Annotated in this window: 24 protein-coding genes; 10 read left to right on the top strand and 14 right to left on the bottom strand. The window is 57.9% G+C overall.

From position 1 onward, the window contains the following. Positions 1–19: 19 nt before the first annotated feature. Genes CLH62_RS16300 through CLH62_RS16315 form a run of 4 tightly spaced genes read left to right on the top strand, consistent with a single transcriptional unit; the run spans position 20 to position 4582 of the window. Positions 20–793, top strand: coding sequence for an ABC transporter ATP-binding protein (locus tag CLH62_RS16300; protein ID WP_099619240.1), 774 nt, complete (start codon positions 20–22; stop codon positions 791–793). Beyond that, complete coding sequence (locus CLH62_RS16305; protein ID WP_099619241.1) at positions 783–1715, top strand: ABC transporter substrate-binding protein; 933 nt, start codon at positions 783–785, stop codon at positions 1713–1715. Before CLH62_RS16300 ends, CLH62_RS16305 begins: the two co-directional genes overlap by 11 nt. Next, positions 1705–3735, top strand: a complete 2031-nt coding sequence (gene fhuB / locus CLH62_RS16310) for a Fe(3+)-hydroxamate ABC transporter permease FhuB (protein WP_099619242.1) — start codon at positions 1705–1707, stop codon at positions 3733–3735. The genes CLH62_RS16305 and fhuB overlap by 11 nt, the downstream gene beginning before the upstream one ends. Continuing rightward, positions 3722–4582 (top strand): (2Fe-2S)-binding protein, encoded by an 861-nt coding sequence (locus CLH62_RS16315; protein WP_099619243.1) that lies wholly within the window; start codon positions 3722–3724, stop codon positions 4580–4582. Before fhuB ends, CLH62_RS16315 begins: the two co-directional genes overlap by 14 nt. 95 nt (positions 4583–4677) lie before the next feature. Here the strand turns inward: CLH62_RS16315 and CLH62_RS16320 are convergent, their stop codons facing one another. Then, a complete protein-coding gene (locus CLH62_RS16320) occupies positions 4678–6855 on the bottom strand; it encodes a TonB-dependent siderophore receptor (RefSeq protein ID WP_099619244.1) in 2178 nt (725 codons plus the stop codon). Positions 6856–7036: 181 nt separating this feature from the next. Between CLH62_RS16320 and CLH62_RS16325 the strand changes: the two genes are divergently transcribed. After that, positions 7037–8158 (top strand): PQQ-dependent sugar dehydrogenase, encoded by a 1122-nt coding sequence (locus CLH62_RS16325; RefSeq protein WP_099619245.1) that lies wholly within the window; start codon positions 7037–7039, stop codon positions 8156–8158. Here CLH62_RS16325 and CLH62_RS16330 read toward each other — a convergent pair. Then, the gene (locus CLH62_RS16330; RefSeq protein WP_099619246.1) at positions 8152–8565 is read right to left on the bottom strand and encodes a GFA family protein; all 414 of its coding nucleotides are present in this window, start codon (positions 8563–8565) and stop codon (positions 8152–8154) included. The two genes, CLH62_RS16325 and CLH62_RS16330, sit on opposite strands and share 7 nt — an antisense overlap. A 138-nt stretch (positions 8566–8703) precedes the next feature. Between CLH62_RS16330 and dkgB the strand changes: the two genes are divergently transcribed. Then, entirely contained in the window at positions 8704–9513 is an 810-nt protein-coding gene (gene dkgB / locus CLH62_RS16335) for a 2,5-didehydrogluconate reductase DkgB (RefSeq protein ID WP_099619247.1), read from the top strand. Here the strand turns inward: dkgB and CLH62_RS16340 are convergent. The 3 genes from CLH62_RS16340 to CLH62_RS16350 form a co-directional block, all read right to left on the bottom strand. Beyond that, a complete protein-coding gene (locus CLH62_RS16340) occupies positions 9482–10159 on the bottom strand; it encodes a DUF6064 family protein (protein WP_143752377.1) in 678 nt (225 codons plus the stop codon). The genes dkgB and CLH62_RS16340 overlap by 32 nt on opposite strands. Further along, a complete protein-coding gene (locus tag CLH62_RS16345; protein WP_099619249.1) occupies positions 10156–11091 on the bottom strand; it encodes an aldo/keto reductase in 936 nt (311 codons plus the stop codon). Before CLH62_RS16345 ends, CLH62_RS16340 begins: the two co-directional genes overlap by 4 nt. 194 nt (positions 11092–11285) lie before the next feature. Further along, entirely contained in the window at positions 11286–12056 is a 771-nt protein-coding gene (locus CLH62_RS16350; protein ID WP_099619250.1) for a glutathione S-transferase N-terminal domain-containing protein, read from the bottom strand. 300 nt (positions 12057–12356) lie between these two features. On the opposite strand from CLH62_RS16350, the gene dacB reads away from it, so the two are divergent. Continuing rightward, complete coding sequence (dacB, locus tag CLH62_RS16355) at positions 12357–13886, top strand: D-alanyl-D-alanine carboxypeptidase/D-alanyl-D-alanine endopeptidase (RefSeq protein ID WP_211285809.1); 1530 nt, start codon at positions 12357–12359, stop codon at positions 13884–13886. A 51-nt stretch (positions 13887–13937) separates the two neighbouring features. Here the strand turns inward: dacB and CLH62_RS16360 are convergent, their stop codons facing one another. Together CLH62_RS16360 and CLH62_RS16365 are read right to left on the bottom strand one after the other, a co-directional pair. Further along, the gene (locus CLH62_RS16360) at positions 13938–15350 is read right to left on the bottom strand and encodes a DUF4397 domain-containing protein (protein WP_099619251.1); all 1413 of its coding nucleotides are present in this window, start codon (positions 15348–15350) and stop codon (positions 13938–13940) included. A gap of 134 nt (positions 15351–15484) precedes the next feature. Next, the gene (locus CLH62_RS16365) at positions 15485–15745 is read right to left on the bottom strand and encodes a DUF2798 domain-containing protein (protein WP_099619252.1); all 261 of its coding nucleotides are present in this window, start codon (positions 15743–15745) and stop codon (positions 15485–15487) included. 143 nt (positions 15746–15888) lie between these two features. Between CLH62_RS16365 and CLH62_RS16370 the strand changes: the two genes are divergently transcribed. Next, positions 15889–16767 (top strand): DUF6279 family lipoprotein, encoded by an 879-nt coding sequence (locus CLH62_RS16370; protein ID WP_099619253.1) that lies wholly within the window; start codon positions 15889–15891, stop codon positions 16765–16767. A 65-nt stretch (positions 16768–16832) separates the two neighbouring features. On the opposite strand, the gene CLH62_RS16375 is transcribed toward CLH62_RS16370, so the two are convergent. From CLH62_RS16375 to CLH62_RS16395, 5 genes are all read right to left on the bottom strand, one after another. Further along, positions 16833–17603: an SDR family oxidoreductase gene (locus tag CLH62_RS16375; RefSeq protein ID WP_099619254.1), complete on the bottom strand. Its 771-nt coding sequence runs from the start codon at positions 17601–17603 to the stop codon at positions 16833–16835. 17 nt (positions 17604–17620) lie between these two features. Continuing rightward, the gene (locus CLH62_RS16380; RefSeq protein WP_099619255.1) at positions 17621–18310 is read right to left on the bottom strand and encodes a histidine phosphatase family protein; all 690 of its coding nucleotides are present in this window, start codon (positions 18308–18310) and stop codon (positions 17621–17623) included. Further along, positions 18310–19374 carry a phosphotransferase family protein gene (locus CLH62_RS16385; protein ID WP_099619256.1) on the bottom strand — a complete coding sequence of 355 codons (1065 nt, stop codon included), beginning with the start codon at positions 19372–19374 and terminating at the stop codon, positions 18310–18312. The genes CLH62_RS16380 and CLH62_RS16385 overlap by 1 nt, the downstream gene beginning before the upstream one ends. 48 nt (positions 19375–19422) lie before the next feature. Then, a complete protein-coding gene (locus CLH62_RS16390; RefSeq protein WP_099619257.1) occupies positions 19423–20241 on the bottom strand; it encodes an SDR family oxidoreductase in 819 nt (272 codons plus the stop codon). Positions 20242–20648: 407 nt separating this feature from the next. Next, positions 20649–21860 carry an acyl-CoA dehydrogenase family protein gene (locus CLH62_RS16395; RefSeq protein ID WP_099619258.1) on the bottom strand — a complete coding sequence of 404 codons (1212 nt, stop codon included), beginning with the start codon at positions 21858–21860 and terminating at the stop codon, positions 20649–20651. Positions 21861–22004: 144 nt separating this feature from the next. On the opposite strand from CLH62_RS16395, the gene CLH62_RS16400 reads away from it, so the two are divergent. Continuing rightward, entirely contained in the window at positions 22005–22898 is an 894-nt protein-coding gene (locus CLH62_RS16400) for a LysR family transcriptional regulator (protein ID WP_099619259.1), read from the top strand. A gap of 3 nt (positions 22899–22901) precedes the next feature. Here CLH62_RS16400 and CLH62_RS16405 read toward each other — a convergent pair whose 3' ends face one another. Further along, positions 22902–23258 carry a hypothetical protein gene (locus CLH62_RS16405; protein ID WP_099619260.1) on the bottom strand — a complete coding sequence of 119 codons (357 nt, stop codon included), beginning with the start codon at positions 23256–23258 and terminating at the stop codon, positions 22902–22904. A 29-nt stretch (positions 23259–23287) separates the two neighbouring features. After that, positions 23288–24058, bottom strand: coding sequence for an EAL domain-containing protein (locus tag CLH62_RS16410; protein WP_211285811.1), 771 nt, complete (start codon positions 24056–24058; stop codon positions 23288–23290). A gap of 193 nt (positions 24059–24251) precedes the next feature. Between CLH62_RS16410 and CLH62_RS16415 the strand changes: the two genes are divergently transcribed. After that, positions 24252–25406 (top strand): isocitrate/isopropylmalate dehydrogenase family protein, encoded by a 1155-nt coding sequence (locus tag CLH62_RS16415; RefSeq protein WP_099619261.1) that lies wholly within the window; start codon positions 24252–24254, stop codon positions 25404–25406. Positions 25407–25469: the final 63 nt, after the last annotated feature.

Below are 25469 nucleotides of genomic sequence, written 5' to 3' on the forward strand. Positions count from 1 at the left end.
CAGCCTTTTGGGAGCCTGCATGTCTGCTTTCTTCGACGTATCCAACCTGAGCGTGCACATCGGTGGCATGGCCATTCTTCGCAACATGAATCTTGGCTTTCGCGAGGGCGAGGTCACCGCCCTGCTTGGCCATAACGGGTCCGGGAAATCCACCCTTCTGAAAGTGCTGGCCCGCCAGCTCGCGCCTTCGTCCGGTAATGTTCATCTGCTGGGTAAATGCTTCAATCATACCGGCGCCCGGGAGTTTGCCCGCAACGTGGGCTACCTGCCCCAGCATCCACCCGGCACCGACGGCCTGACCGTTCGTGAACTGGTTGCACTCGGGCGATATCCCTGGCGAGGCCCCCTCGGACGTTACAACGAAGACGATCACCGGCGGATTGACCATGCCATTGAAGACACCGGACTTTGCCAGTTCCGCCACCGGTCGGTGGACACCCTCTCCGGCGGTGAACGCCAGCGCGCCTGGATAGCCATGTTGCTGGCCCAGCAGACCCGCTGCCTGCTGCTGGACGAACCCATCTCCGCACTGGATGTGAAACATCAGGTGGAAACTCTCCGGCTGGTGCATCACCTCGCCGAAGACCGGGCACTGACGGTGATCGTTGTGCTGCACGATGTCGATCTTGCCGCCCGTTTCTGCGACCGCCTGGTCGCGCTGAAAGAAGGGCAGCTGGTGGCTGACGGCAGCCCCCGGGAAATCATGGATACCGGCATTCTCGAATCCATCTATGGCGTACCGATGGGGGTGATGGAGCGTGCGCCAGGGCAGTGGGTTTCCTATGTGCACTAGGCTCATTTCCTGGCGCTGGTGTGCGTTGGCGGTACTCGGGCTATTGCCTGTTCTCGCCACTGCCGGAACCTGGCAACACGAACAAGGCACCCTCACACTCGAAGTGCCACCTCAGCGAATCATCGCTCTGAACTGGGCAGCCACAGAAGCGCTGTTGCTGCTCGGTGTCATCCCGGTTGGCATTGCCGACCGGGATGGCTACAAGGTGTGGGTGAAGGAGCCTGAGCTACCCGAAGGCGTTGCCAACATCGGCACACGGGTTGCGCCGAGCCTGGAGGCCATCGCCGAACTCAAGCCCGATCTGATTGTCACCAGCTCCGAGATGGCCCCGGCGGCTGATTTGCTGCAGCGTATTGCACCGACTTACGTGGCCAGCGTCTACAAGGAAGGCTCCCGGCCCTTCGAGAAAGCCCGTGACATGCTGATCACACTTGGCCAGATTCTGGATCGCAAGGCCCGGGCAGAGGCTATTCTGCGCGATATTGAACAGACCCTGGAAACCCAGAGGCATCGCCTGGAAGATGCCGGATTGACGGACCGGCCTGTAACACTGGTGAACTTTCTGGACGACCGGCACGTTCGTATTTACACACCCAACGGCCTGTTCCAGCATGCGCTGGATGCCCTGGGGCTTGAAAATGCCTGGCCACACCAGGGCAACTACTGGGGCTTTTCAGTGGTGGGACTGGAAGCCATCGCGCCCTACCAGGACAGCCGCATCGTGGTCATCTCCCCCACCCTGCCCGGTCTGGCCGACAGCCTGGCCAGCAGTCCGTTCTGGACCTACCTGCCACCGGTCCAACGCGAGCAGGTGTACCGCATTGCGCCGGTCTGGCCGTTCGGAGGTGTCTACCCGGTCAAGCGCCTGGCGACATTGCTGACCGACAGCCTGCTGGCAGGAGGGTCGGACAATGTACGCTGAATCTGCCGCTATACCGGCCCGGCAACCGGTTCTTCCGCCCGGGCTGCCCATCACCGCGACATTGCTCTGGATGGGCGCCTTGCTGGCCAGCGCTGCGCCCTGGTTTGGCGAACTGGACCCCGGCGCACTGCTCGCGGCTTTCTGGACCTTCGATGCCGGTGATTACTCCTCCGTCCTCGCCCATTACAGCTGGGCGCCCAGGGTTTCCATTGCCATCCTCATTGGCTGCGGGCTTGGTCTTGCCGGTGCAGTAACCCAGCAGATTCTGGGCAATCCTCTGGCGTCTCCGACGACGCTGGGAGTGGAGGCCGGCGGCCAGTTTGGCGTAACGGTTGGCACCATGTTTTTTCCCGGGCTACTGGCTTTCAGCCCCGATCTGGTTGCCGTTGCCGGAGGCTTAATGGCCATCGGGCTGGTGATCGCACTCACCTGGCGGCTCGGCTTTTCGCCGGTGACGGTCATTCTTGCCGGCCTGGTGGTCACCTTTTTCCTCGGCGCCGTGAACATGGCGTTTCTGCTGCTCAAGGGCGAATGGCTGGGAAACCTGTTTATCTGGGGAGCCGGGTCTCTGGTTCAGAATAACTGGCACCCCTTTATGGAGCTCTGGCCCCGGGTTCTGGCGCTTGCTGTGCTGATGCTGTTACTGATGCGCCCCCTGCGGGTGCTGCAGCTGGGGCAGACCTCGGCAAGCTCACTCGGTGCCAAAGTGGGGATGATTCGCCTGCTGACACTGCTGTTGGTGGTGCTGATGACCGCCACCGTGGTCAGCCGGGTTGGTGTGGTGGCCTTCGTGGGTCTGGCGGCACCGGTGCTGGCTCGCCTGCTCGGCGCCCGAACCCTTGGCGCGCGCCTGCTCTGGAGCAGCCTTCTCGGCGGGGGCCTGCTGCTACTGGCCGATACCCTGGCCCACTGGGCATCGACCTGGGGCGACGGCTCCCTGGTACCCACCGGCACCACCACCGCGCTGATCGGTGGCCCCATTATCCTGGTGGCGCTCCAGGGCTTCAAAAACACTCACCATATGCCCGGCCAGGATGCCAGTCCGGCCGGTTTCCTGCCGAAGCGACGTCCGGTGATGCTTGTAGGTAGCGTGGCGATCACACTCCTCCTGGTCACCACGGTCATTTCCATGAGCTGGTCCCCGGGCCTCGAGGGATGGAGCTGGACAGCGTTTTCACAATGGCATGAGGCCTGGGTATGGCGCGGCCCGAGATTGCTGGCGGCCATCCTCGCTGGCGTAGCTCTCGGCCTGGCCGGAACACTCATTCAGCGTATGACAGGCAATGCCATGGCCAGCCCGGAAATGCTTGGCATCAGTGGTGGAGCAGCCGTTGTGATGGTGTTGATTGTGCTGTCCGGCGCCGACATTGGCCGAGCCGGGCAACTGGGTGGCGCAACCCTGGGTGCGGCCGCAGCACTGGGCCTACTGATCCTGCTGGCGCGAAAACACCACTTTGCCGGCAATCAGCTTCTGCTTGGTGGCCTGGCATTGTATGTCTTTATGGACGCCGGCCTGCGGCTGGTGATGGCTTCGGGCGGCACCGTGGCCTCGCAACTACTCAACTGGATGTACGGCTCAACCTGGCTGGTGTCGGAGAATGAGGCCCTGGGACTTCTGGCGCTGATCCTGTTGATCTCCGCCACCCTGCTGCTGGTTGTCCGCCCGCTGACCATTCTTCCCCTCGGAGAAACCTCGGCCAGTGCCCTGGGGTTGCCGGTGACAAAGATGCGCCTTGTCCTGTTGCTGCTGGCAGCGCTGCTGACAGCCTCGGCAACCGTGGTGATCGGACCGTTGAGTTTTGTCGGGTTGATTGCGCCGCACCTGGCACGAGTGCTGGGCCAGCAGACTGTTGGCCGGCAGCTGATTGTGGCGGCTCTAGCCGGCGGCTTGCTGCTCGGCATTGCCGACTATCTGTCCCGGATTGTGGTCTATCCCAACCAGCTGCCGGCAGGACTGCTGGCGGCCCTTGTCGGTGGCGTGTATTTTCTCTGGGGGCTGAGTCGTCATGGCCGGGCCTGAAGCTGCCGGAATCCCGGGCGCCTGGTCAGAACGCTACGCCCGTCTGCTGCAGGCATCCGGGCTGGACACGGAATCCGTTTTTGGTCAGGCGCTTCAGCCGGCTCCCGGTGAGCGCCGGGCACTCTTTTCTCTGGCACAGTGCCTGGAGCAGCCGGCACTGCTGATCGATCAGGTGGCCAGGGATTACCCACACGCGTCCGATGCCAGGGCCATCAGGGCGCAGGTTTCCGTGCTTCAGCAGGATCTGGCGTTAAGCATTATTGGCCCTCTCACCTTGCGCCTCTTCCGGGATGGCCGGTCTCCCCTGCCTGATCCCGACCGCATTTTCCTCGCCCCCGTTGGGCAAGGGGCACAAACCATATCCCGATGGTTCCATGTGGCGTACGGCGGCCTGGTCGATGAACCCGCGTTTATCCGGTCACTGGGCCGCCTGGCCTCAGACTGGTATCCGGTTTTCCGGAAGGCACTCGGTGTCAGCCCCGGGGCATACTGGAGCAGCATCGGGCTGGGGCTTGGGGCGCCGTTTTCGGCCGTGTGGAACCTGGCAGAGCCTGAAGCGCTCTGTGACCTGGCTCAGCGCTGGCTTGAGGAGTTTGGCAATGACGCCAACCAGTTCATTGACTGGATTCCGGCGGTCTTCGGTGAACAAAGGACCGCAATTCCGCAGCGGAAGGGATGCTGCCTGAGGTATCTGCTACCTGAAGGCGGTTATTGTGGTACCTGTGGCGTTTATCGCAAGGAGCGTTTAGCGGCTCTCAGGCAACACTCAGGTACCAAACGCCGAACCCAGGGCCAGTCCGATGGCAATCAGACCAATAAACGCACCAGCGCCGGCTGCCAGCTTTAATCCTTCAATCATTTCCTGCTCGGGTGTCATTCCGTTTCCTCCCCATGAACACTGAATAAAGAGGGCGGGAATAGTTCCCGCCCTCACACTCCCGGTCAGTAAACCCAGGAAACTGTCAGGCTGGCGTTGGCCGGATCTCCATAGAAGCCCTGGGCCGAAGCGCCAAACTTCTTGAGGCTCTCGATGTATTTTTCGTCGGTCACATTGTTCACGTTCAGGGTGGCGTTCCAGTTGCGTGCGAAATCGTAGCTGGCCATCAGGTCGACCACCGCATAGCTTTCCTGTTTGGTAATAATCGTAGCCCCGGCATTGGGCCCGGTTGTGGCAACGCCCTGCTCCTGAGTAATTGACGACTGCCAGCGAATTTCACTGCCAACCTTGAGCCCCTCGACACCCGGCACTTCCCAGGTTCCTCTCAACTGGGCCAGATGCTCCGGTACAAAGGATTTCGCGGAGTCACCATCGGCACCTTCAATGTTCACGTAGGTGTAGCCCGCAAACAGCTGGATGCGGTCGGTTACCTCGCCAACAAACTCCAGTTCAATGCCCTCGCTCTGAAGCCCGTCTATGCCGCGGTAATACGCGTCCTGGGTGCCCGGGAAGGTTCCTGCCACCTCGGCCACGTTCTGCTGCTCGGTCTGAAACAGGGCCACGGTGGTATTCACCCGGTCGTCCAGGAATTCACTTTTCAGCCCCAGCTCGTAGTTAACCCCGTCGATCGGGTCCAGGCGGTCCCGGCTGATGTCCACTTCGGTTTGCGGGGTGAAGATCTCTGTGTAACTGGCGTATACCGAATGATCGCTGTCGAGATCGTAAATCAGCCCTGCATAGGGAGTTTCCACCGCGTGGTAACTGGTGTTTTTCGTTGCTCCGTAACTGGTCCCCTCGCTGTCGAGCCAGGTGAGCCGGACGCCGGTAATGGCTGTCAGGCTGTCGGTCAGAGTCCAGCGGGCAGCGGCGTAGGTTGCGGTTTCACGATCGGTCCAGTCCGATCCGGCAACGCCGTTGTCGAAGGTTGGCCGGGGGTAATTGCCATCCCATTCGCTCAAAGGTGGCAGCGGGTCGCCAATACCCTGGCCATAGCGGGACTCATCCACGGTCTCGGAGCGCGACCAGGTAGTACCCAATACCAGCTCGTGGGTTCGGTTGGCCAGATTGAAGGGACCGGTTGCGTAGACATCTGCCACCCACTGCTCGACATTCAGATCATACTGGCTCGGGTAGGCCAGCAGTCCGTCACCGGTTCGCGGATCCGGAGTGCCGTACTGATAGAACAACTCTGAATTGCTGTCTTTTTCCAACCGCAATACCGAGCCCTTGACCCGCCAGCCACCCGCCAGCTCCTGTTGCAGCTCGACAAAACTGTTGTGCTGGGTGTTGTCCCAATAGGACCAGTCCGAAGCGGTACTGGTGGACCGGGCAAAATCGGTTGCGCTGCCATCGGTGTAGAACAGCGGCAACGCACCCCACAGCGGGCTGTCGGTATCCGAGGTCTGGCTGGAGTGGCCCAGAGTCAGCAGGGTGGTTTCCGTCAGATCGGCCTCGAGCACCCCGTAGAACATCTGCTTTTCGTTGCTGTAGCGGTCCAGGTAGGAGTTCTTGTCCTCGTATCCGGCCACCACCCGACCGCGCACAGCGCCGGATTCGGAAACGGCGCCGGAGACGTCCCCGACAATGCGCTTCTTGTCCCAGGAGCCACCGGTAACCGTCACGGAGGCGTTGGTTTCCGCGGTCGGACGTTTGCGAATGAAGTTGACCGTTGCCGCCGGGCTCCCGGAACCGGCCATCAGGCCATTGGCGCCGCGCACCACCTCCACCCTGTCGAAGAACGCAGTGTCCAGCTCACCCTGAACGTTCTCATACACCGCTGGCAGGCCGACGCCGTCATACTGGAAGTTGTTGATGTCGAAGCCGCGGGAGGTGTAATAGGTGCGATCCGTCTCAACCGATTCCACCGTTACGCCGGTGGTGCCTTCCAGAACGTCGTTGATATCGTTCTGGGCGAAATCATCCATCTGCTCGCGGGTTACTACCGTGACCGCCTGTGGCGTTTCCCGGTGGCCAAGCTCCATCTTCATGGAGGTTGTGGTCGCACCACTGGTGTAACTGCCGGTGGACTCGGATGAGACCTGGCCGCGTTTAGCAGACACGTCCAGTACGTCGAGGATGGTGGGCCCGGCGTCCTGCGCCGACGCCATAGCAGGCAGGGTCGCGCACAGGATGGCAGTAAACAGCGCCTTGCGGCGGAACAGGGGTTCCGGAATTCGGGACATCTTCTTCTCCGTTCTTGGTTTGATACAGCGTTGTATGTTACCCACATATCTTAATGCGAATCATTATGATTTAAAACACCAAAACAGATGATCCGGAAAGTTTCTACCGCCCTATATATCCCCACTGCTATTCTCAATCAGCACCCCTTCATTGATTGGCGCCGGCGAAACGGAGGTTTCCATGCCCATCTGCAAGCACCTGATTCTCGCAAGCAGCCTGCTGCTGACGTCTGCCGGCAGCATGGCGAGCCAGACCTTTTCCTCTGACCAGGCGGATTTCCGGCTGGAAACCGTGGCACAGGACCTTGAGCACCCATGGAGTCTTGCCTTTCTGCCGGATGGATCCAGCCTGGTCACCGAGCGGGCCGGTCGGTTGAGAGTTATCCGAGGTGGCCAACTGGTCGACAAGCCGGTCGGCGGCCTCCCTGAGCTCGTTGTATCAGGCCAGGGTGGTTTGCTGGATGTACTCCTGCACCCGGACTTCGAAAAAAATCAGACCCTGTTCCTGAGCTATGCCCACCAAAACCGGAACGGTATGACCACCCGGGTTGCGCGGGCGATTCTCGATGGGAACCAACTGACTGAGGTAGAGGTGATTTTCGAAGCCCTGCCCCGCTCCGGCACCAGCCGCCACTTTGCCGGGCGCATGGAATTTGATCGGGAAGGCAACCTGTACGTGTCCGTGGGGGACCGGGGAGAAATGGACCGCGCCCAGGACACTGAAGATGATGCCGGCGGCGTTCACAGGATTACCACGGACGGCCACCCGGCCCCGGACAATCCCTTCCTTGATGACAGCGGGGTCAACGACTCTTTTTTCACATTCGGCAACCGGAATATCCAGGGCATGACCATCCACCCGGAGACCGGCGAGATCTGGAGCCATGAGCACGGTCCCCGGGGTGGCGACGAGATCAACATCATCCGGGCGGGAACCAATTATGGCTGGCCGGAGATCACCTACGGGATCGATTACTCGGGGCTTCCCATCACGAGCGAAACCGAGAAAAAAGGTATGGCTCAGCCTTTGCACTATTGGGACCCGTCCATCGCCCCCTCTGGGATGGCCTTTTATACCGGCGAGCTGTTCCCGCAATGGCAGGGCGATCTTTTTGTCGGCGCACTCAAGATGCGCAAACTGGTTCGACTTGAGCTCGAAGACGGCAAGGTAACTGGGGAAGAGGATTTACTGACCGGTCTGGGTGAACGCATCCGTGACGTACGCATGGGCCCGGACGGGGCCCTCTGGCTGTTGACGGATTCACCGAGGGGGAAAGTCTACCGAATGGTACCGGTTCAGTGAGGATCGTTGGTTCGCTCGGTTTTGTCGAACTGTGGCAGTTCGTCGGTAATCTCGAACCAGTCGGATTTTGAGCCGACGAAAACGTGGTGGGCCGGCCCCTTGCCCAGGGGTTCGTTGAGCCACCCGACCCGCAGACGGAGAATCCCGGGAATGGCATCAACACGGCTGTAGAGCTGACTGCCGCAACGGCTGCAGAAGCCCCGAAACTTGCCGGGGCGGGATTCAAACTCGGTAATGTTGTCTTCGCCAGACACAAAACGGAACCGCACCTTCTGTACCGGCGCACTGGCCGAAAAGGCACTGCCGTGTGCCCGGCGGCACTGGCTGCAGTGACACAGGGCAACTGGGCCGAGGCGGCCATCGTATTCAAATCGGATGTCGCCACACAGGCAATGGCCGGTGTACATGGTGGGCCCCCAGGGTTGCGGTTCGGAATGGCTTGGAATGATCGAGAGTTGTCAGGCGCCAATGATACCCGGGGGCTACTTGAAGAACCAGCGTGCCGGCACCACGTTAAAGACACACGATTCGCAAAGGAGGACAGTATGTCATTCAGCGCACTTCCTAAAATCGGAATGGGAACTTTCCGGCTCAAGGGCAATGATGCCCGGGACGCCGTAAAGAGTGCCCTTTCCCTGGGCTACCGCCATATTGATACCGCCCAGATGTACGGGAATGAAGCGGAAGTTGGCGATGGCATCACCTCCAGCGGCATTCCGCGCCGCGAGATTTTTGTCACCACCAAGATTTGGCACGACCAGCTTCACGCCAGTGATCTGATCAACAGCCTGCACGACAGCCTCGCACGCCTGAAGACCGACCACGTTGATCTGGCGCTGATTCACTGGCCCTCGCCGGACGATGAAGTACCGATGAAAGAGTACCTTGGCGCCTTGCGTGATGCCCAGCGGGAAGGCCTTGCAGAGCACATCGGCATTTCCAACTTCACCTGTGCCCAGATGAATCAGGCCAAAGAGATCCTTGGCGATAACGCGATTCTGACCAACCAGGTGGAAGTCCACCCCTTCCTGGCCAACCGTAAGGTAGTGGAACATGCCAGGAAGCTTGGCATTACCGTTACCGGCTACATGCCGCTGGCCGTTGGCAAGGTATTGGAAGACGAAACCCTGCAACGCATTGCCCGGGAGCGAAACGCCACCGCGGCACAAATAACCATCGCCTGGGTCGCCTCAAGAGGCGTGGTTCCCATTCCTTCATCCACTCGCCCAGCGCATCAGAAGGCAAATCTGGACGCACTGGACATCCAGCTGAATGAGGATGAGATTCGCGCCATCGACGCGCTGGATCGCAACGAGCGGATTGCTAACCCGGGCTTCGCCCCTGCCTGGGACTGAACCAGAACGCGGCGCCGATGCCCATCAGCGTGGCCATTGGGAGCAACAGCAACCACCAGGTTTTCAGCACCCAGAACATGGCCGCGCTGAACAGGCTCCAAAGTAGCGGCACTATCAGATAGAGCCCGCGCCAGGAGCCTGTCATCAAGGCGAGGGCCAACATGCCGGTCGCTGCTGTAGTGCCCGGCGCCACACCGAACAGGGCAATGGCCTGCCAGCTGCCGGCCTCCACCACTGGCAACCAGAGCAACCCGCACACCGCCATCAACCAGCACAAAACCAACGGCCCGTTCCGCAGTCTCCGCTCGTGGACACCGCCAAAGAGCACTGCCGCCGCCAACAAACCACCCTGAACCACAAACGCCCAGCCAAACCACCCGGCTGGCCAGTTAATGGGCCCGAAATACCCCACCAGAAACCCGTATCCACTGGCTATCCAGGCCATTGACACCAGCCCGAGTGCCATACGCCGGGACCGACCATCCTGCTTCAGAAGGAGTGCCGGTACAGCAATAGCGACCAGCACAGCCAGTAACTGCCAAGGCCAGATATCCTGATTGATCCTTACGAAAAGCCTCAGAAACACCTGCGGCCCGAACATCACAAAGTCCTGCAACGAGTAGCTCAGCCAATCGGCGCCGCTCACAGAGACCTCACATAATCCGCCATACGCTGACGCTGCTCCGCATTCGGCAACGCCCCGTATAGCGCCCCCATGTTTTCCTTCATGTGCTCAACTCTGGTTGTTGCCGGAATCGCACAAGTCACCGCCGGGTGAGAAATAATGTATTTAAGGAAAAACTCAGCCCAGTTACCCACCCCCGCATCACCGGCCCACCCCGGCAGCGGCTCCGACTGGAACCGCCTGAACAGGGAACCACCCTGGAATGGCCGGTTCACGATCACCGCAATCCCCCGCTCCCTGGCCAAAGGCAACAACCGATCTTCAACTTCACGATCCAGCAGGTTATAGGTCAGCTGCACAAAATCCAGGGGCTCCCGTTTCATGATCTGCTCAAATTCACGATGCCGGCGGCCGTGGGAGGTGGTGATCCCGATATACCGAACCTCACCGTCCGCCTTCATAGCCTTCAGGGTCTCAAGATGTCCCTGCCATCCCAACAGGTTATGCACCTGCAACAGATCAAACCGATCAACGCCCCAGCGCCGGCGAGACTGCTCCGCCTGCTCCCGGGTCTCCGACTCATCCCCGGTCCAGATCTTGGTGGCAGCAAAAATCCGATCCCGGGCGCCAAGGGCCTCAAGCGCCTCACCAACCACATCCGACGCTGAACCATACATCGGCGAGCCATCCACCACGGTGCCGCCAAGATCGAAAAACGTTCTCAACACCTCGGTACGCTGTTCCACAAGCTTCGTATCGCCACCCACGTTGAAAGTAATCCAGGTACCCATCCCGATAACAGGAATGGCTTCGCCCGTTCCGGGAACCCGGCGAGTAATGGGGGATGAAGCGGGAGTTCCAGACGTGTTCGCGAACAGAACCTGAGATTTCAATGCGAGCCCGGCAAGGCCTGTGTTGATAAGGAATTGTCTTCGATTAAATCGTCGTTCCATGTCTGCGCTCCCACTCTGACAATACTCAGTGCGAATGGCACACGTTCTCAAAGCGCGGGCGGGTCATCCCTTTGCCAGACCGTGGAGGGCCAGGGATGGCCCGACCGAGCCTACATGGATGTATTTACGGCGTGTCTGGCAAAGGGATGACCCGCCCGCGCGGCCACCCCATAGCTGACAGTCCTCAAAACAGGTCAGTTCCCGTAGTGCGTGTCCAGATACTTGAGAATTCGGGAAGACTCGAACAAACCCTCGCCGGTATTGGGATCCTCGAGATAAGGCACCTGAACCCGCTTGTGCACCTGAAAAAACGCATCCCGCTTGCCACCGGGAATCGGCGTATAAGGCCCGGGCTTAATCCGTTGCTTCGCCGGCCCGATCTCCGACCAATGCTCCTTGGCCAGATTGTGCAGCGTGTAAGGAATCTCCAGCTCACACAGCCGCTCCCTCACCAAACGGGAAAACGGGCTGCCCTCAAAGCTCCACAGGTGCAAAGGCTGCTCCGGCCGCTTCCCGGGGCTCACTCTCAGCCCCCTCATGGCACTGGCCACCGAGGCTACCGAACCCAGAACCGGCTGCCAGACCCGGCCACGGTAATATTTGGGCACCGGCCGCCCGGCATACTGGCGGAACAGATACTCAATAATCTCCTCGGACTCATACATCACCGTCCCCGTGTTCTGGTCCGCCAGCAACGGGAACTGCTGCTTGCCACCCAGAGCCTCCGCCTGCGCCCGAAACACCGAACCGCCTTTCGGACAGGGGCGGATTTCAACATCCAGATTCAGGGCGGTCAGGACTTCACGGACCCGGCGGCAGTAGGGACAGCCCTCCATATCGTAGAGCACGATCGGCTTTTCCGGCTGAGGTACCGTTTTCACCACCAGGCAGCCGCGCCACGCCGTCAACGACGAGGTGGTGACCGAACCCAGCACGTGAGCGTTATGAGACAGCAAATTCGACATAAACAAACCTTCTGTTGGAGATCGCACCATTATCACGCAATCTGACGATTTTCCATTGGCTCCCGGGGGCGCGCCGAAAACATTAATTTTTATCCACCTAACTGCATGATTCGAAAGGGCACTTACATGGCGTCACAAAAATCCAATACAAACAACGACACTACTGCCATTTTTTAACGTCATGTAGAGCTTTTCTGCATAGTACAACCGGCCAGGATGGGCTATTGTCTATTCATAAGAACTCACTGGACTGCGACGATGGTAATTCCGGGAATGCGACTCTCTGGCAGAGAAGAAATAATGTGGCCTGAATTCAGACGTTCCGCCCTGGCATCACTGGCGGCTTTTGCCCTGATGGCGTCTCCGCTCGCTGCAACCGCCGAGACCGAAGGAAAAGGATTCTCCGGTAACCCTCTATGGAGCAACCAGCTCAGAGATTACGCGCAGGAATCGCTCCACAATGAGAATGCCATGAGCATGGCCGCCATTCCCTTGAATGGCCCGGGCATTAACCAGTACGTCAATGCTGATACGCTTATGAGCCCCGGTTCAATCATGAAGCTGGTTACAACCTTTGCAGCGCTGGAGGTCCTCGGTCCCAACCATCGCTGGGACACCGATTTCCTGACCGACGGGCCCATGGTCGGCGACACCCTGAAAGGCAATCTTTACGTCCGCTTTGGCGGTGACCCCAAGCTCACCATTGAGCGGCTCTGGACGACCCTGAGAGATTTGCGGAGCATGGGCATCACCAGAATCGAAGGGGATCTGGTGCTGGATGGCAGCTACTTTGAAGTCGATGGTGGTTTCCCGACCTTCGAAGACAATGGTGACAATCCCCACGCCCCCTTCCTCGTTGAGCCTTCCGCTTACCTGACCAACCTGAATCTGATGCACCTTCAGGTGCGAGCGGATGAACGGGGCACCCAGGCCTGGAGCACCCCTTCCCTGGGAGAGATAGTGATCGACAACCGCGTCATCGCAACGGCGGAAGGACCATGCCCCTCCCGTCGCAGTTTTGAGTGGGAGCCTATTTTTCATGATAACCAGAGGGTTACGGTGCGGGTAACCGGTGAATTGCCTCAGGGCTGCCGTACCACGACCTACATGTCCCTGGTTCCCCCTGAGCAGTATACCGCCTCATTGATCCGTTCACTTCTGATGGACATGGGCGTGGTTATTTCCGGCGGCGACCTCAATGGCGTTACCCCGGACGGAGCGAGGCTGGTCATGAAAACCACTTCGCCGGATCTGGTATCCATGGTGCGAGACATCAATAAATGGAGCAGCAACGTCATGGCCCGCCAACTGTTGCTCACCATTGGTGCCGAAAACCGACTGGAGGACGAAAACGATGACCGGGTAGCCGGCATTCGGGTGATCTACGAATGGCTGGATGACAAAGGCATCAACACCACCGGCATGGTGATCGATAACGGAGCCGGGCTTACCCGCCATGGAAGAATTTCTGCACGACAGGGCGCACAGATACTGCAGCACGCCTGGAACAGCGCATACTCGGCGGACCTGATGGCCTCCATGCCCATTATTGCCATGGACGGAACCATGGCCCGTCGCCTCCGCAATACAGGCATGGATGGAGAAGGCCGCATCAAGACCGGCTATCTGGAGAATGTTAGATCGATCGCTGGCTTTACTCGCGACGCTAACAATACAACCTGGGCAGTGGTGGGCATGGTCAATAATGATCCGGCCTGGAATGGTCAGGCGGTGCTGGACCGGATTCTGTATTCACTTCATTTCAGACCGCCGACAGGAACTGCTATTTCACAGGCCGGTTCCGGCTCTTCCGAGACTTCCATACAATGACAAAGCCCCGGCAGATCCGGGGCTTCACCAACATTGTAAGTGGCTTCTGATTTACTGCACCGAAACGAAGTGATCCATTAACGTTAGTCCAGCAATGTTGCCCGTTTCACCCGGGGCTGCCAGTCGCGCAACGGCGGTGTAAACACCACCGGCAGCCAAGGTGATATTGCCGGTTTTCAGCAGTTCACTGCCATCCGTTGTTGTAATAAAGACTACATAATCCCCTTCCGCAACCTGCAAGTATCCGGACGACTCACCGAATTCGAAGTCATCCAGTGCCGGCGCAGCAGTATTAATCTGAGTCGCAGCAGGACCACCCTCAGCAGTCGGTAGGAGATAGACATCCACAACCTGTGCCTCAAATGCGCCGTGGATCACGCGGAGCTTTGCTGCAGTGGCAATGCTTCGGTTGTCGTCTGGGAATGCAAGTGCCTGCAAACTGCTGCTAGCAATAGTCCCGGCAGCAATCACGGTTGAAATATCGCCCAACGCCAGATCAAGTGTCGCATCAATAGCCGCCTCAGTTCCATTTGCACCCGTAACAATGATTTGATTCTCACCGTTATTAAGACCGACGTAACCGCCAGTCACAGGGTCGGCTGGGACAGTTTGGGTGAATTCCAGATCCTGGACCGCAGCAGGATCGATACCGGGCGCGCCATTCACGTACAGGTCGACAAGGCCAGCGTCCGCGGAGTTATGAACAGCCCGGATACCGGCACCTGTTCCGGCATCAAGAACCTCTGTTACCTGGGCTCCACTGAGAATCAGAAGGCTCACGGGCGAATTCCCGTAAACCGTATTGTCGACCGCCCCCACCAAAAGATCCGCTCCCGCGGGAAGTGCAATCTCACCACTGTCATACACAACAGCATCTGACCCTGAGGGCGTAACGCGTATCTGATAACTGTCAGCTGCCGGAACTTCCAGGGGACCTATACTTTCCTTGAAGGAAAAGCTGAACGTTGCTTCAGCAGGAAGGGGATCACCGAACGCAGTCAGGTAAACATCTACCGGACCACCGGCGGCAGCTTCCGCCCCCGGCGATAGGTGGGCGACCCTGAGACGCGCACTGTTAGCGTCATCCCGGACTCCATCATCGGTCAATATCAGAGGCTCAATCGTTGAGTCGCCAACCTTGCCAACAGCAATCACGTCATACTTGGTATCAGAGCGAAGAGACACTCCATCCGCTTCTATTACCGTGGCGGTCTCACCGCCAGGCAACAGTCCGTCGACATCAATCGATGCAGTGCCTGAATCGGGTTTGAGCACGGCAGCCTGTTTGTAGTCCGCGCCTGACACGACGACGTCTCCATTCACACGGACATTTACGGCAGGCGCATCAGACGAGGCGTGCAAGATTCGAACATCGGTGCTCGGCGCAGAATCCGAGCCGTCGAAACATCCTGCGAGCAAGACGCTGCCCGCTACAACCATTGGTAGAGCAAAGTTCGTTTTCATTGTTTCTGTTCCCCACTTGCAGAGGTTGATTACCAGGATTGAGTGGTTCGAACCTGCATAATTTCAGTCCCTGAATCATGCGTTATTGCAACTTACGAGGTGACAGAAAAATCGGATTTACACTATTTAACAATTCAGTTTGCAGGTGTACTTTTTTCCTCAAACCGGCGCATGGTGAATGCAGTCATTTTCCCCGCCAAGGGCGCGATGAAGGTTACCAAGGGGAAGGCAACAGCCCAGGCAACTATAAAAGCAGCCATCCAGCGATAAACAAATCCGCTGTCCAGACCTGTGTTAATGAACGTGATCACACTGGACATCAGCAGGGACATGATGCCGGACATGTAAAAACCGAATACCAACTGGCGTATGCGTGAAATCTTTATTCTGCTCATGGCGTCTCCTGGTGGGCGGATCGGTACCGGGGTGGTTGCATCTGAACTTGTTCAGCTATCGTAAACTTAAATAACGCTGAGCCTGAAGGATAATGAGCTTGCAATCTTTTTTCGATACGTCTTTTGACCAAGTCGGGTGATATATGGATTTCTACGGCCGCAATCCGATTAATGTTTTCTCAAAGGTCGCCTTATTGCTGGTACTGGCCGTTGCCCTGGCAGGCTGCAGCTCCACCAAGACAGCCTATCGTTACGCAGACTGGGGCATCGTCTGGTGGGTGGAAGATTATATAGCCCTCACTAACGCACAGAAGCAACAACTCAACGCCGACATCAACAACCTCAGGCAGTGGCATTGCAGGGCCGAGCTTCCCCGCTATCAGGCCTGGCTGAATGAGCTTGAATCCGACGTCTCGGAGGGCCCAGTTGGCAAGGCAACTGTGGCTTACCATCAGGAACAGCTGTTTGGTTTCGTTCCCGGCCTTCTCCAACAGGTCACTCCAGTTGCCGTCAACCTGCTTTCCAGTCTGAGTGATAAGCAGGTGCATGAGCTTGCTGAAAACATGGAACAGAACCAGCAGAAGATGGAGGAAGAATTCCTGGCCGCTTCCCCGAAAGCAACAGCCGAAGCTCGGGCTGACCGCACAGTGGAGCGGGTGGAACGCTGGCTGGGCAGGCTCAATAGTGAACAGCGGCAGATTGTTGAGACCTGGTCCGCCAATCGCGGGACGCAGACCGAAATCTGGCTTCAGGGCCGCAGAAACTGGCAGCTGGCGCTGCTGGAAGTGCTTGAGCGAAGGAATGAGCCAACATTCCCGGGGGAACTGGAGAACCTGATCATGAATTCCGAAAAGTTCCGGGGAAAAGCCTATGAAGCCATGATGGCCGAAAGCCGGCCGGCCATGGCTTCGCTGATGCACGATCTGATCAAGACAGGCGATGCTTCCACCCTGGCGCATCTGCAGAACCGGGCGTCGGAACTGAACAGCGACTTCGAAAGTCTGACCTGCTCACCGGCGTGAACCGTGCCATTTGGGTCAGATGAAAGCGTTCATCTGACCCCGGTTTCACGCTACGCGGTTCACATTCAGATAGTCAGGTAACCGCCGTCCGCATTGATACAAGCCCCAGTGGTATAGCTGGACGCATCGGAAACCAGATACAGCACCGTACCCGCCATTTCACTCGGATCAGCCACCCGTTTCATGGGAATGTGGGCCATGGCCTGCTTCTTGATTGCTTCATTGGTAGTCAGGGCGCTGGCGAACTTGGTGTCGGTCAGGCCAGGCAACAAGGCATTCACACGAATCTTTTGTTGTCCCAGTTCCATGGCAAAAGATTTGGTCATGGAAATCACGGCCGCCTTGGTCACCGAATAGATACCCTGGAAGTGCCCCGGGTTCACGCCATTCACGGAAGCCACATTGACAATGGAGCCACCGCCAGCCTTTTTCATCATCTGGGCGCCGCGGGCACACATGAAGAAATAGCCACGGATATTCACGTCCACAGTCTTGTTGAAGGCGCCCAGGTCAGTCTCCTCCACCGGCCCAAAATAGGGGTTGGCTGCGGCGTTATTTACGAGGATATCCAGTTTTCCGTGGGTTTGTTCAATGTGGGCCCAGATATTTTCGATCTGATCCATTTCCCCGATGTGGCAGGCATAGGCTTCGGCGCTGCCGCCGGCGTCGCGGATGCTGCTCGCCACCGCTTCGCAGCCGTCGATCTTGCGGCTGCTGACGATCACATGGGCACCGTAATCCGCCAGGGTGCGGGCGATGTTCTCACCAATGCCACGGCTGGCGCCGGTAATCAGGGCAACCCTGCCCGTCAGATCAAACAGGTTTTTGCTACTCATTCATTCACCTCGATTCGTTATCGGAATGTCACCAGGGCGGGATCTTCCGCTTCCAGGTGGCTATAGTTGTTGAAGACGGCCAGATTGCGACGGGGTCCCGAATGAAGAACGCGGGACACACTGGTGTTGGCAATAACGTTGTTCATCTCCAGCGCTTTCCTGTCACTCAGATCAAGCAAGTGCTGGGCGATAACGGCGATGGGACCGCCGGAAGTGGACACCAGGGTGTCTCCACCATCGGTATATTCAATAAGCTCATCGAGTGCGCTAATCACCCGTGAACGAAACGCCTGCCAGGTTTCGGTGTAGTCGCTATCGAATTCACCACTGACCCACCGGGCCATGGCTTTCTCAAACGACTGCTGGAATGCCCGGGCCGGTTTCGGGAACGATGCCAGATCCGATGCCATGCGCTGCCGGTCCGCCCATTCCGGCCGCAAGCGCTCAACCACTTGCATGTGATCAAACTCATTCAGCCCTTCGACCGCCTGCATATCGGGTAATGCGTCACCAAAACCACTGGTGATGGCTTCAACGGTCTCGCGGTGGCGCTCCATATTGCCGCCAAACACCGCATTGGGCTGCACCTTGCCCACCAGCCATCGACCCAGCACCCGGCCCTGCTCCCACCCGCGGGGAGAAAGCTGGTCGTAGTTGTCTTTGCCGAAACTGGCCTGGCCGTGGCGAACCAGATAAATCGTTGCCATTACAGGGAGCTCTCCGAGATCAGTCGCTGGCACCGCTTCTCCAGGTAATTGGCGGCATGACCAAAGGCCGCAAAACGCTTGTCCCTGGTCTGGCCATGATAGAAGCGATAATAGATCTGCTGGACGATGGCCGCCAGGCGGAACAGTCCGTAGATTTCGTAGTAATCGAAGTTATCAACGTAGAAGCCGGACTTCTCCATGTAGTAATCCACCACTTCCTTGCGCGTCAGCATCCCCGGGCGGTGTGTGGGCTGTCGGCGTAGCATCTGGAACGGGCCCTCGTCATCCGCCTCGATCCAGTAGGCCAGACTGTTACCCAGATCCATCAGCGGGTCACCAATGGTGGCCATTTCCCAGTCGAGCACACCGATGACTTCAAACGGGTTGCCCGGATTCAGCACCACGTTGTCGAAGCGGAAATCGTTATGAATCACCACCTGGGCGGTGTCCTCCGGCATCTTGTCGTTGAGCCAGCTCACCACCGCTTCGAAGTCCCCGACATCATCCGTGCGTGCCTTGCGAAACCGATCACTCCAGCCGTCTATCTGGCGCTGAACGTAACCGGCGCCCTTGCCCAGCGTGTCCAGGCCCGCCGCCCTGGCATCCACCTGATGCAGGTCCACCAGTTTGTCGATCACGTTCAGGCAAAGCTTGCGGGTATCCGCCTTGCTGAGCTCAAAGTCCTTCGGGAAATCCTGGCGCAGGATGATGCCTTTGAGGCGTTCCATTACGTAGAAATCGCAGCCAAGAATGTCATGATCATCACAAATGGCAATAATGTTGGGCACATAGGGATAGACCGGCTTCAGCGCCTGCATCACCCTGGCCTCACGAAGCATGTCATGGGCCGATTTGGCTATCTTGCCAAACGGCGGCCGGCGCAGAACGTAGGAACGTTCACCATAGTCCACCTGATAGGTCAGATTGGAAGCACCACCCGGATACTGGCGAATCTCGGGCTCACCCTGCAGATCCGGTATGGCCTGCTTCATGAACTGGTCCACTGCGCCGGTGTCCAGTTCCTCGCCTTCGCGGATGTCCACGGCCTGGTCGATCTGGGTCATTCAGGACTCTCCTCTTGAATCTTTTTTATCGGGCGGTAACGGCCCGAATCAGGCTTTGCTACCACCCATCTTGCTCATCCAGCGCTTGCTTTCCTGGTGCATCAGCCAGTCAAAAGCCCAGGGTGCATGGCGTTTTACCATCCACATACGACGCTCCCTGGCATGGGGCAGCACCCAGAAAGTCTTATCTTTCACCGAACGGAAGATATCCTCGGCGACATCTTCAGCAGTAATAGTGGAGCGCTTCATCAGCTTGTTCACGTTCTGCTGGATACCGGGAATATCGGAGCGCATGCTGCTGGTCAGGTTGGTCTGGAAGAACGCCGGGCACACACAGCTCACGTGAATGCCGGATTCCCGAAGCTCCTGGCTCAAAGTCTCTGACAGGGCAATAACCCCGGCCTTGGTGACATTGTAGCTGTCCATCAACGGCGCCAGCATCAGGCCGGCCATGGAGGCCACATTCACAAACGCACCAGAACCCTGTTGCTTGAACTGCGGCGTAAACGCCTTGCAGCCCCGGACCACACCCAGCACGTTGATATCCAGAATCCACTCCCAATCGGTCATGGTGGTGTCTTCAATGGAACCGGCAGAAGCAACACCGGCGTTGTTCACCACCACATCGACACCACCCCACTTCTTGACCAGATCATCCCGGACTTTCTCAAAATCGGTCAGCCTGCGGACGTCACACTCCATGAAATAACCTTCGCCGCCAGCCGCATTGATCTCTTTCTCAACACCAACGCCCTGCTCCGGGTTAATGTCGCCGATGCAGACCCTGGCGCCTTCTCTGGCGTATCTCAATGCAATCGCCCGACCGAGACCACTGGCCCCGCCGGTTATGAATATTCTCTGTGTCATCGCTGTTTCTCTCCGTTACGTTTGGAGTTCGTATTCTTTTTTTGGTGCAAGAGCTGCTGCCGGGAGGGGCTTTCCAAAACACGCTGTGAATACGTCCATGTACGCTCTGCTCCGCCATCCATGGCTCCGCAAGGTTTTGGAAAGCCCCTCCCGGCAGCAGCTCCCCGATTTCTGAGTCAGCCGGAACCAGGTTCTTGCAAAGGTCTAACAACTTTTGTTTTTGAGAGTCCGCACCAATTGCACAAAAAGCACCCCGGAAATCCACTCACAAGTCAGAAGGAGCCGGCGGGAAGGGGGTTCTGAAACTGTGCGGAGCCATGGATGGCGAAGCCCAAGCGCCACATGGATGTGCTTGAGCGTGTTTCAGAACCCCCTTCCCGCCGGCTCCCGCCCCCGAAGTTCGAGATTCAGTTTTTATATTTACGGAGTTCCAGCCTGGCCACCATGGCCCGGTGAACCTCGTCAGGCCCGTCGGCCAACCGCAAAACACGAGCATAGGCGAACAATTGCGTCAGCGGGAAGTCGTCATCGCTGACACCGGCACCACCATGAATCTGAATGGCCTGATCGACAATGGTCTGCAGCATGGACGGAACCACCGCCTTGATCATCGAGACCTCCTGCAGCGCCCCCATAATGCCCTTGGTATCCAACGCCCAGGCGCATTTGAGAGTCAGCAAACGCGCCTGCTCAATGGACATGCGGGCATTGGCAATGATGTCCGGATTGCCACCCAGTTTGGCGATCGGACGCCCGAACGCTTCCCTGGTTGTCGCCCGCCTGATCAACAATTCCAATGTGCGCTCTGCTGCACCGATAGCTCGCATGCAATGGTGGACGCGCCCTGGTCCCAAACGGCCCTGGGCAATTTCAAAACCACGGCCGGGGCCGGCGATGAATGCACTCCTGGGCAGGCGAACATTGTCGAAGAGCACTTCACCGTGGCCATACGGCTCGTCGTATTCACCGAATACCGGGAGCATTCGTTCGATTTTTACCCCCGGGGCGTCCAGCGGTACCAACACCATGGAATGACGGCGGTGCTTGTGGGCATCCGGATCGGTCAGGCCCATGAAAATGGCCACCCTGCAATCCGGGTGGCCGATGCCGGTGCTCCACCACTTGCGGCCGTTCAAAACCACTTCGTCGCCCTCAACAACGGCGGTTGCTTCCATATTGGTGGCATCGGACGAAGCCACCGCCGGTTCGGTCATGCAGAACGCGGAACGGATTTCGCCGCTGAGCAGCCGGGGCAGCCATTCGGCTTTCTGCTCTTCAGAGCCGTAGTGAATCAGCACTTCCATATTGCCAGTGTCCGGCGCATTGCAGTTGAAGATTTCCGGTGCAATGAAACTGCGGCCGGTTTCCTCTGCAATGAGGGCATAGTCAGAATTCAGCAGGCCACAACCGTATTTCTCATCCGGAAAGAACATGTTCCACAAGCCCCGGGCTTTGGCCTTCTCTTTCAGTTCCCGGATGATCGGCAGCACAACCCAGCGGTTATCCAGAGACGCCAGCTCTTTGTGGTACTGCGCCTCGATCGGAAAAACCTCATCCTTCATGAAGTTCTTCACGCGGTTGAGGTAATCCTGGCCTTTCTCGGAAATATTGAAATCCATCGCCGTATCCTCGCTGACAATCGCACCTTCGGGTGCATGGAATAATTACGTTGAGACCAGTCTAGGGATGACTTAACTATTACGCGACTGAATTATTCTTATCGTTTATTATTAGCCAAACTTATTCCAAAGCGGACGTTAATCATGGCCCTGAATCGCCTGGACCTGAACCTGCTGCACGTTTTCGACACCATCTACCGGGAAGGCAGCCTGACCCGCGCCGCAAAGGCGCTGCACCTGACACAGCCGGCGGTCAGCCACTCCCTGTCCCGACTGCGGGATCACTTTGATGATCCTCTGTTTACCCGTCAGGGCAATCAGATGGTGCCAACACCCCTGGCCCGGCGGTTCCTGGAGTCCATGCGCCCGGGGCTAACCCAGATTCAGGGCGCGGTAAACCAGTTCCATGCTTTCGACCCTGCAACTCAGCGCAAGACCTATTCGCTGGGATTGAGGGACATTCTGGAATCTACCTTTCTGCCCCGGTTGATGAAGCGTCTGGACGCCTATCCGGAGCTGGAGATTGTCAGCCAGCGGACCGCGCGGCGCGATATGGAGACACAATTGGCCGCCGGCAAACTGGATTTTTCGGTGGATGTGCTGCTGCCGGTCAGTAACCAGACCGCCCACGAATTACTCCGTCGGGACCGCCTGGTCGTGCTGGCACGGGACGGCCACTCGCTGACTGCAAAGACAATGGATATGGAGGGTTACCTGTCTGCGAAGCACATTCTGGTGTCCTCACGCACCGAGGGACCAGGCATTGAGGACTTTGAGCTGTCCAGACTGGGTGTGCAGCGCAGTATCAGGCTGAGGTGCCAGCATTACTACGCGGCTTGCCGGGTAGTTGAGGATACCGACCTGCTGCTGACCATGCCGGAAGCCTACGCCCGAATCATCGCCGAGAGGGCAAATATCCGGATTATGGATCCGCCAGTGGATCTGCCATCCATTGACGTGCATCTATACTGGCACAAAGCCTATGAGAGAGAGCCTGCGCTGATCTGGTTCCGGGAACAACTCAAGGCAGTCAGCTGACCGCTAATACGCACCCACGGCCATCAGAAACCCGAAAAAGCCGATCCCGGTAATGGCAAGGGCCGCCAGAACAATGCCGAAGCCCCACCAGATCGCAGCGGCATCGGAAATACCGACGCCATGCCCCCGCAAAGTTCGGTAGAAGGCCCAGGGCCCAAGAACAAACGCACCCACGACAGCGAAAACAAGCCCGACACTGATGCCGGCAAAGGTCCAGGTGGCAAGCACCATGGCACGATCTTTTGCCTGATCGGTCACACCATGGTGTTCCAGGAACTTCTTGCAGAAAAACCAGAGCAAAGCGAACAGGACAATAACAAATACCAGTCCGCCAACAATCGTTATGACTCGGTAGAGCACAGGGTTAATCCTGTCAGTTTAAATATGGTTCAGGCCGGAAACTCAGGCTCCGGGAGACACTCAAAACCTGGCTTGGCAAACAGGTAGCCCTGATACAGGCTGATCCCCTGGGAGCGTAACCAGAAGTACTCTTCCTTGGTTTCAACGCCCTCGGCAATGATCTGGCCGCCCAGCTGTCTCATCATGGTGATGATTCCTGCCACAACTGCTTGCTTGTTAGGCTCCTGATGAATATTACGTATCAAACCCATATCCAGTTTAAGAAGGTCCGGCGGACTGGCCATCATGATGTTGTAGCGGGAAAAACCGGCACCAAAATCATCAATGGCAGTGCTGAACCCCATCTCCTTGTAAGCTTCGATAATGGACACCAGATGGTCAACGGATGTTGAGTTCAGATGTTCGTCTTCAGTTAGCTCGAAAATGATCTTGCGAGTATCGAAATTGTAAGTCTTTGCCGCGGCAAGAGTGGTCCGGATACAGTACTCAGCACGGTAGACCGCGTTGGGCATGAAATTAATGCTGAGCATAGGTTCCATCTTGAGCTTTGCGGCAAGCTTCACGGCCTTTACGCGACACACCTGATCAAACGCGTAACGATTTCGTTCATTTACCCTGGAAAGAATACTCATGGCGCCCTGCCCTTCAGGCCCCCGCACCAGAGCTTCGTAGGCAAAAACAGACGTGTTGAGCACGTCTACAATCGGCTGGAACGCAAAGGTAAAGGAAAAATCCAGTCCCGCTCCACAGGCACATTGCTCACAATGGGATTCATCAAACAGTACGGCGGGTTGGTTCACTTCAACTCCTGAACTTCAAATCTGGCGATTTTGCTACGTCAATAAGACGTATTTTCAATTCACTATAGCCTCGATCCCTTCCCTGGTAAAACCACTTTTGGTTAAAGCACGTGAAACGCTGGCATCCCCGGTTTACATGACTAAACTGGGGTTTGTTGCTTATACGAGTCTGTTTACAAAAGGAGTCTCCCGAATGGCCGAAACTACCCGAATCGCTGTCACCCCGGGCGATGGCATTGGCCCAGAAGTGGTGGCCGAAGCTGTGCGTTGCCTGGAAACCCTGCGTGCCAAGCACAGCCTTGCCATTGAGTGGACGCGATTCCCCTGGCCTTCCCATGCCTGGCATGAGGAACACGGAGAATCCATGCCGCAGGATGCGCTGGAACAGTTGCAAAAATACGATGCCATTCTGCTGGGCGCTTTGGGCGATCCGGGCCCTATGGATGACCCGGAACGCTACCTGCTGCCCGACAGCATCTCCCTGGCGCCGCTTCTGGATATGCGCAAGGGCTTTGACCAGTGGGTCTGCGAGCGCCCGGCGAGGCTGCTTCCCGGCGCCCGCCAGTATCTGGCGGATGAACGCGCCAAAGACATCGACATGCTGGTGATCCGGGAAAACTCCGAGGGGGAATACGTCAGCCAGGGTGGCCGCTTGCGAAAGGGCACTCCCGATGAAGTGGCGACCCAGATGGAGGTGTTTACCCGAAAAGCCACAGACCGGATCATCCGGTATGGCTTTGAACAGGCCCGAATCCGGGCTACAGACCGGGTTAACGAAGGCCGGACCCGCACTTTCCGTACTCTGGATGGCCGAACCTGCGAAAGCCAGGTATGCCTGGTCACCAAGCGGAATGCCCTGCGCTATTGGGGCGACATGTACACCGAAGCCTTTGAAGATATCAGCAAGGAGTACCCGGATGTGGCTACCCACCATGAACTGGTGGACGCCGCCTGCATGAAGTTTGTACAGAGCCCCTGGGCCTTTGATGTGGTGGTTGCCAGCAACTTACAGGGCGATATTCTTACCGACCTTGCAGCCGTGCTTTCAGGTGGCATGGGCGTCGCGCCCTCGTGCAACCTGAACCCCACAGACCCGGATATGCCTTCCATGTTCGAGCCCACCCACGGCAGCGCGCCGGACATTGCGGGCCAGGGCCTCGCGGACCCGACCGCCATGCTGTTCACCACGGCGCGCATGCTGGAATGGCTGGGCCGAAAAGACCCAGCAATTGCTGCCGCTGGCAAGGAACTGTTCGATGCGGTTGCAGCAGATCTTGCGGAGAACTCCGGAACCCGGCGGGGCACTCATGAGATCGGGGCAGCGATCTGCAAGCGCCTGTCTGCGTGAAACCGTCCCCCTGATCCGGAAGCCTGCATCTTCGTGGCCAGACCCAGAGTACCTGGCCACGGA

Origin of the sequence: Marinobacter guineae (assembly GCF_002744735.1) — a bacterium.
GTDB classification, from domain to species: Bacteria; Pseudomonadota; Gammaproteobacteria; order Pseudomonadales; family Oleiphilaceae; genus Marinobacter; species Marinobacter guineae.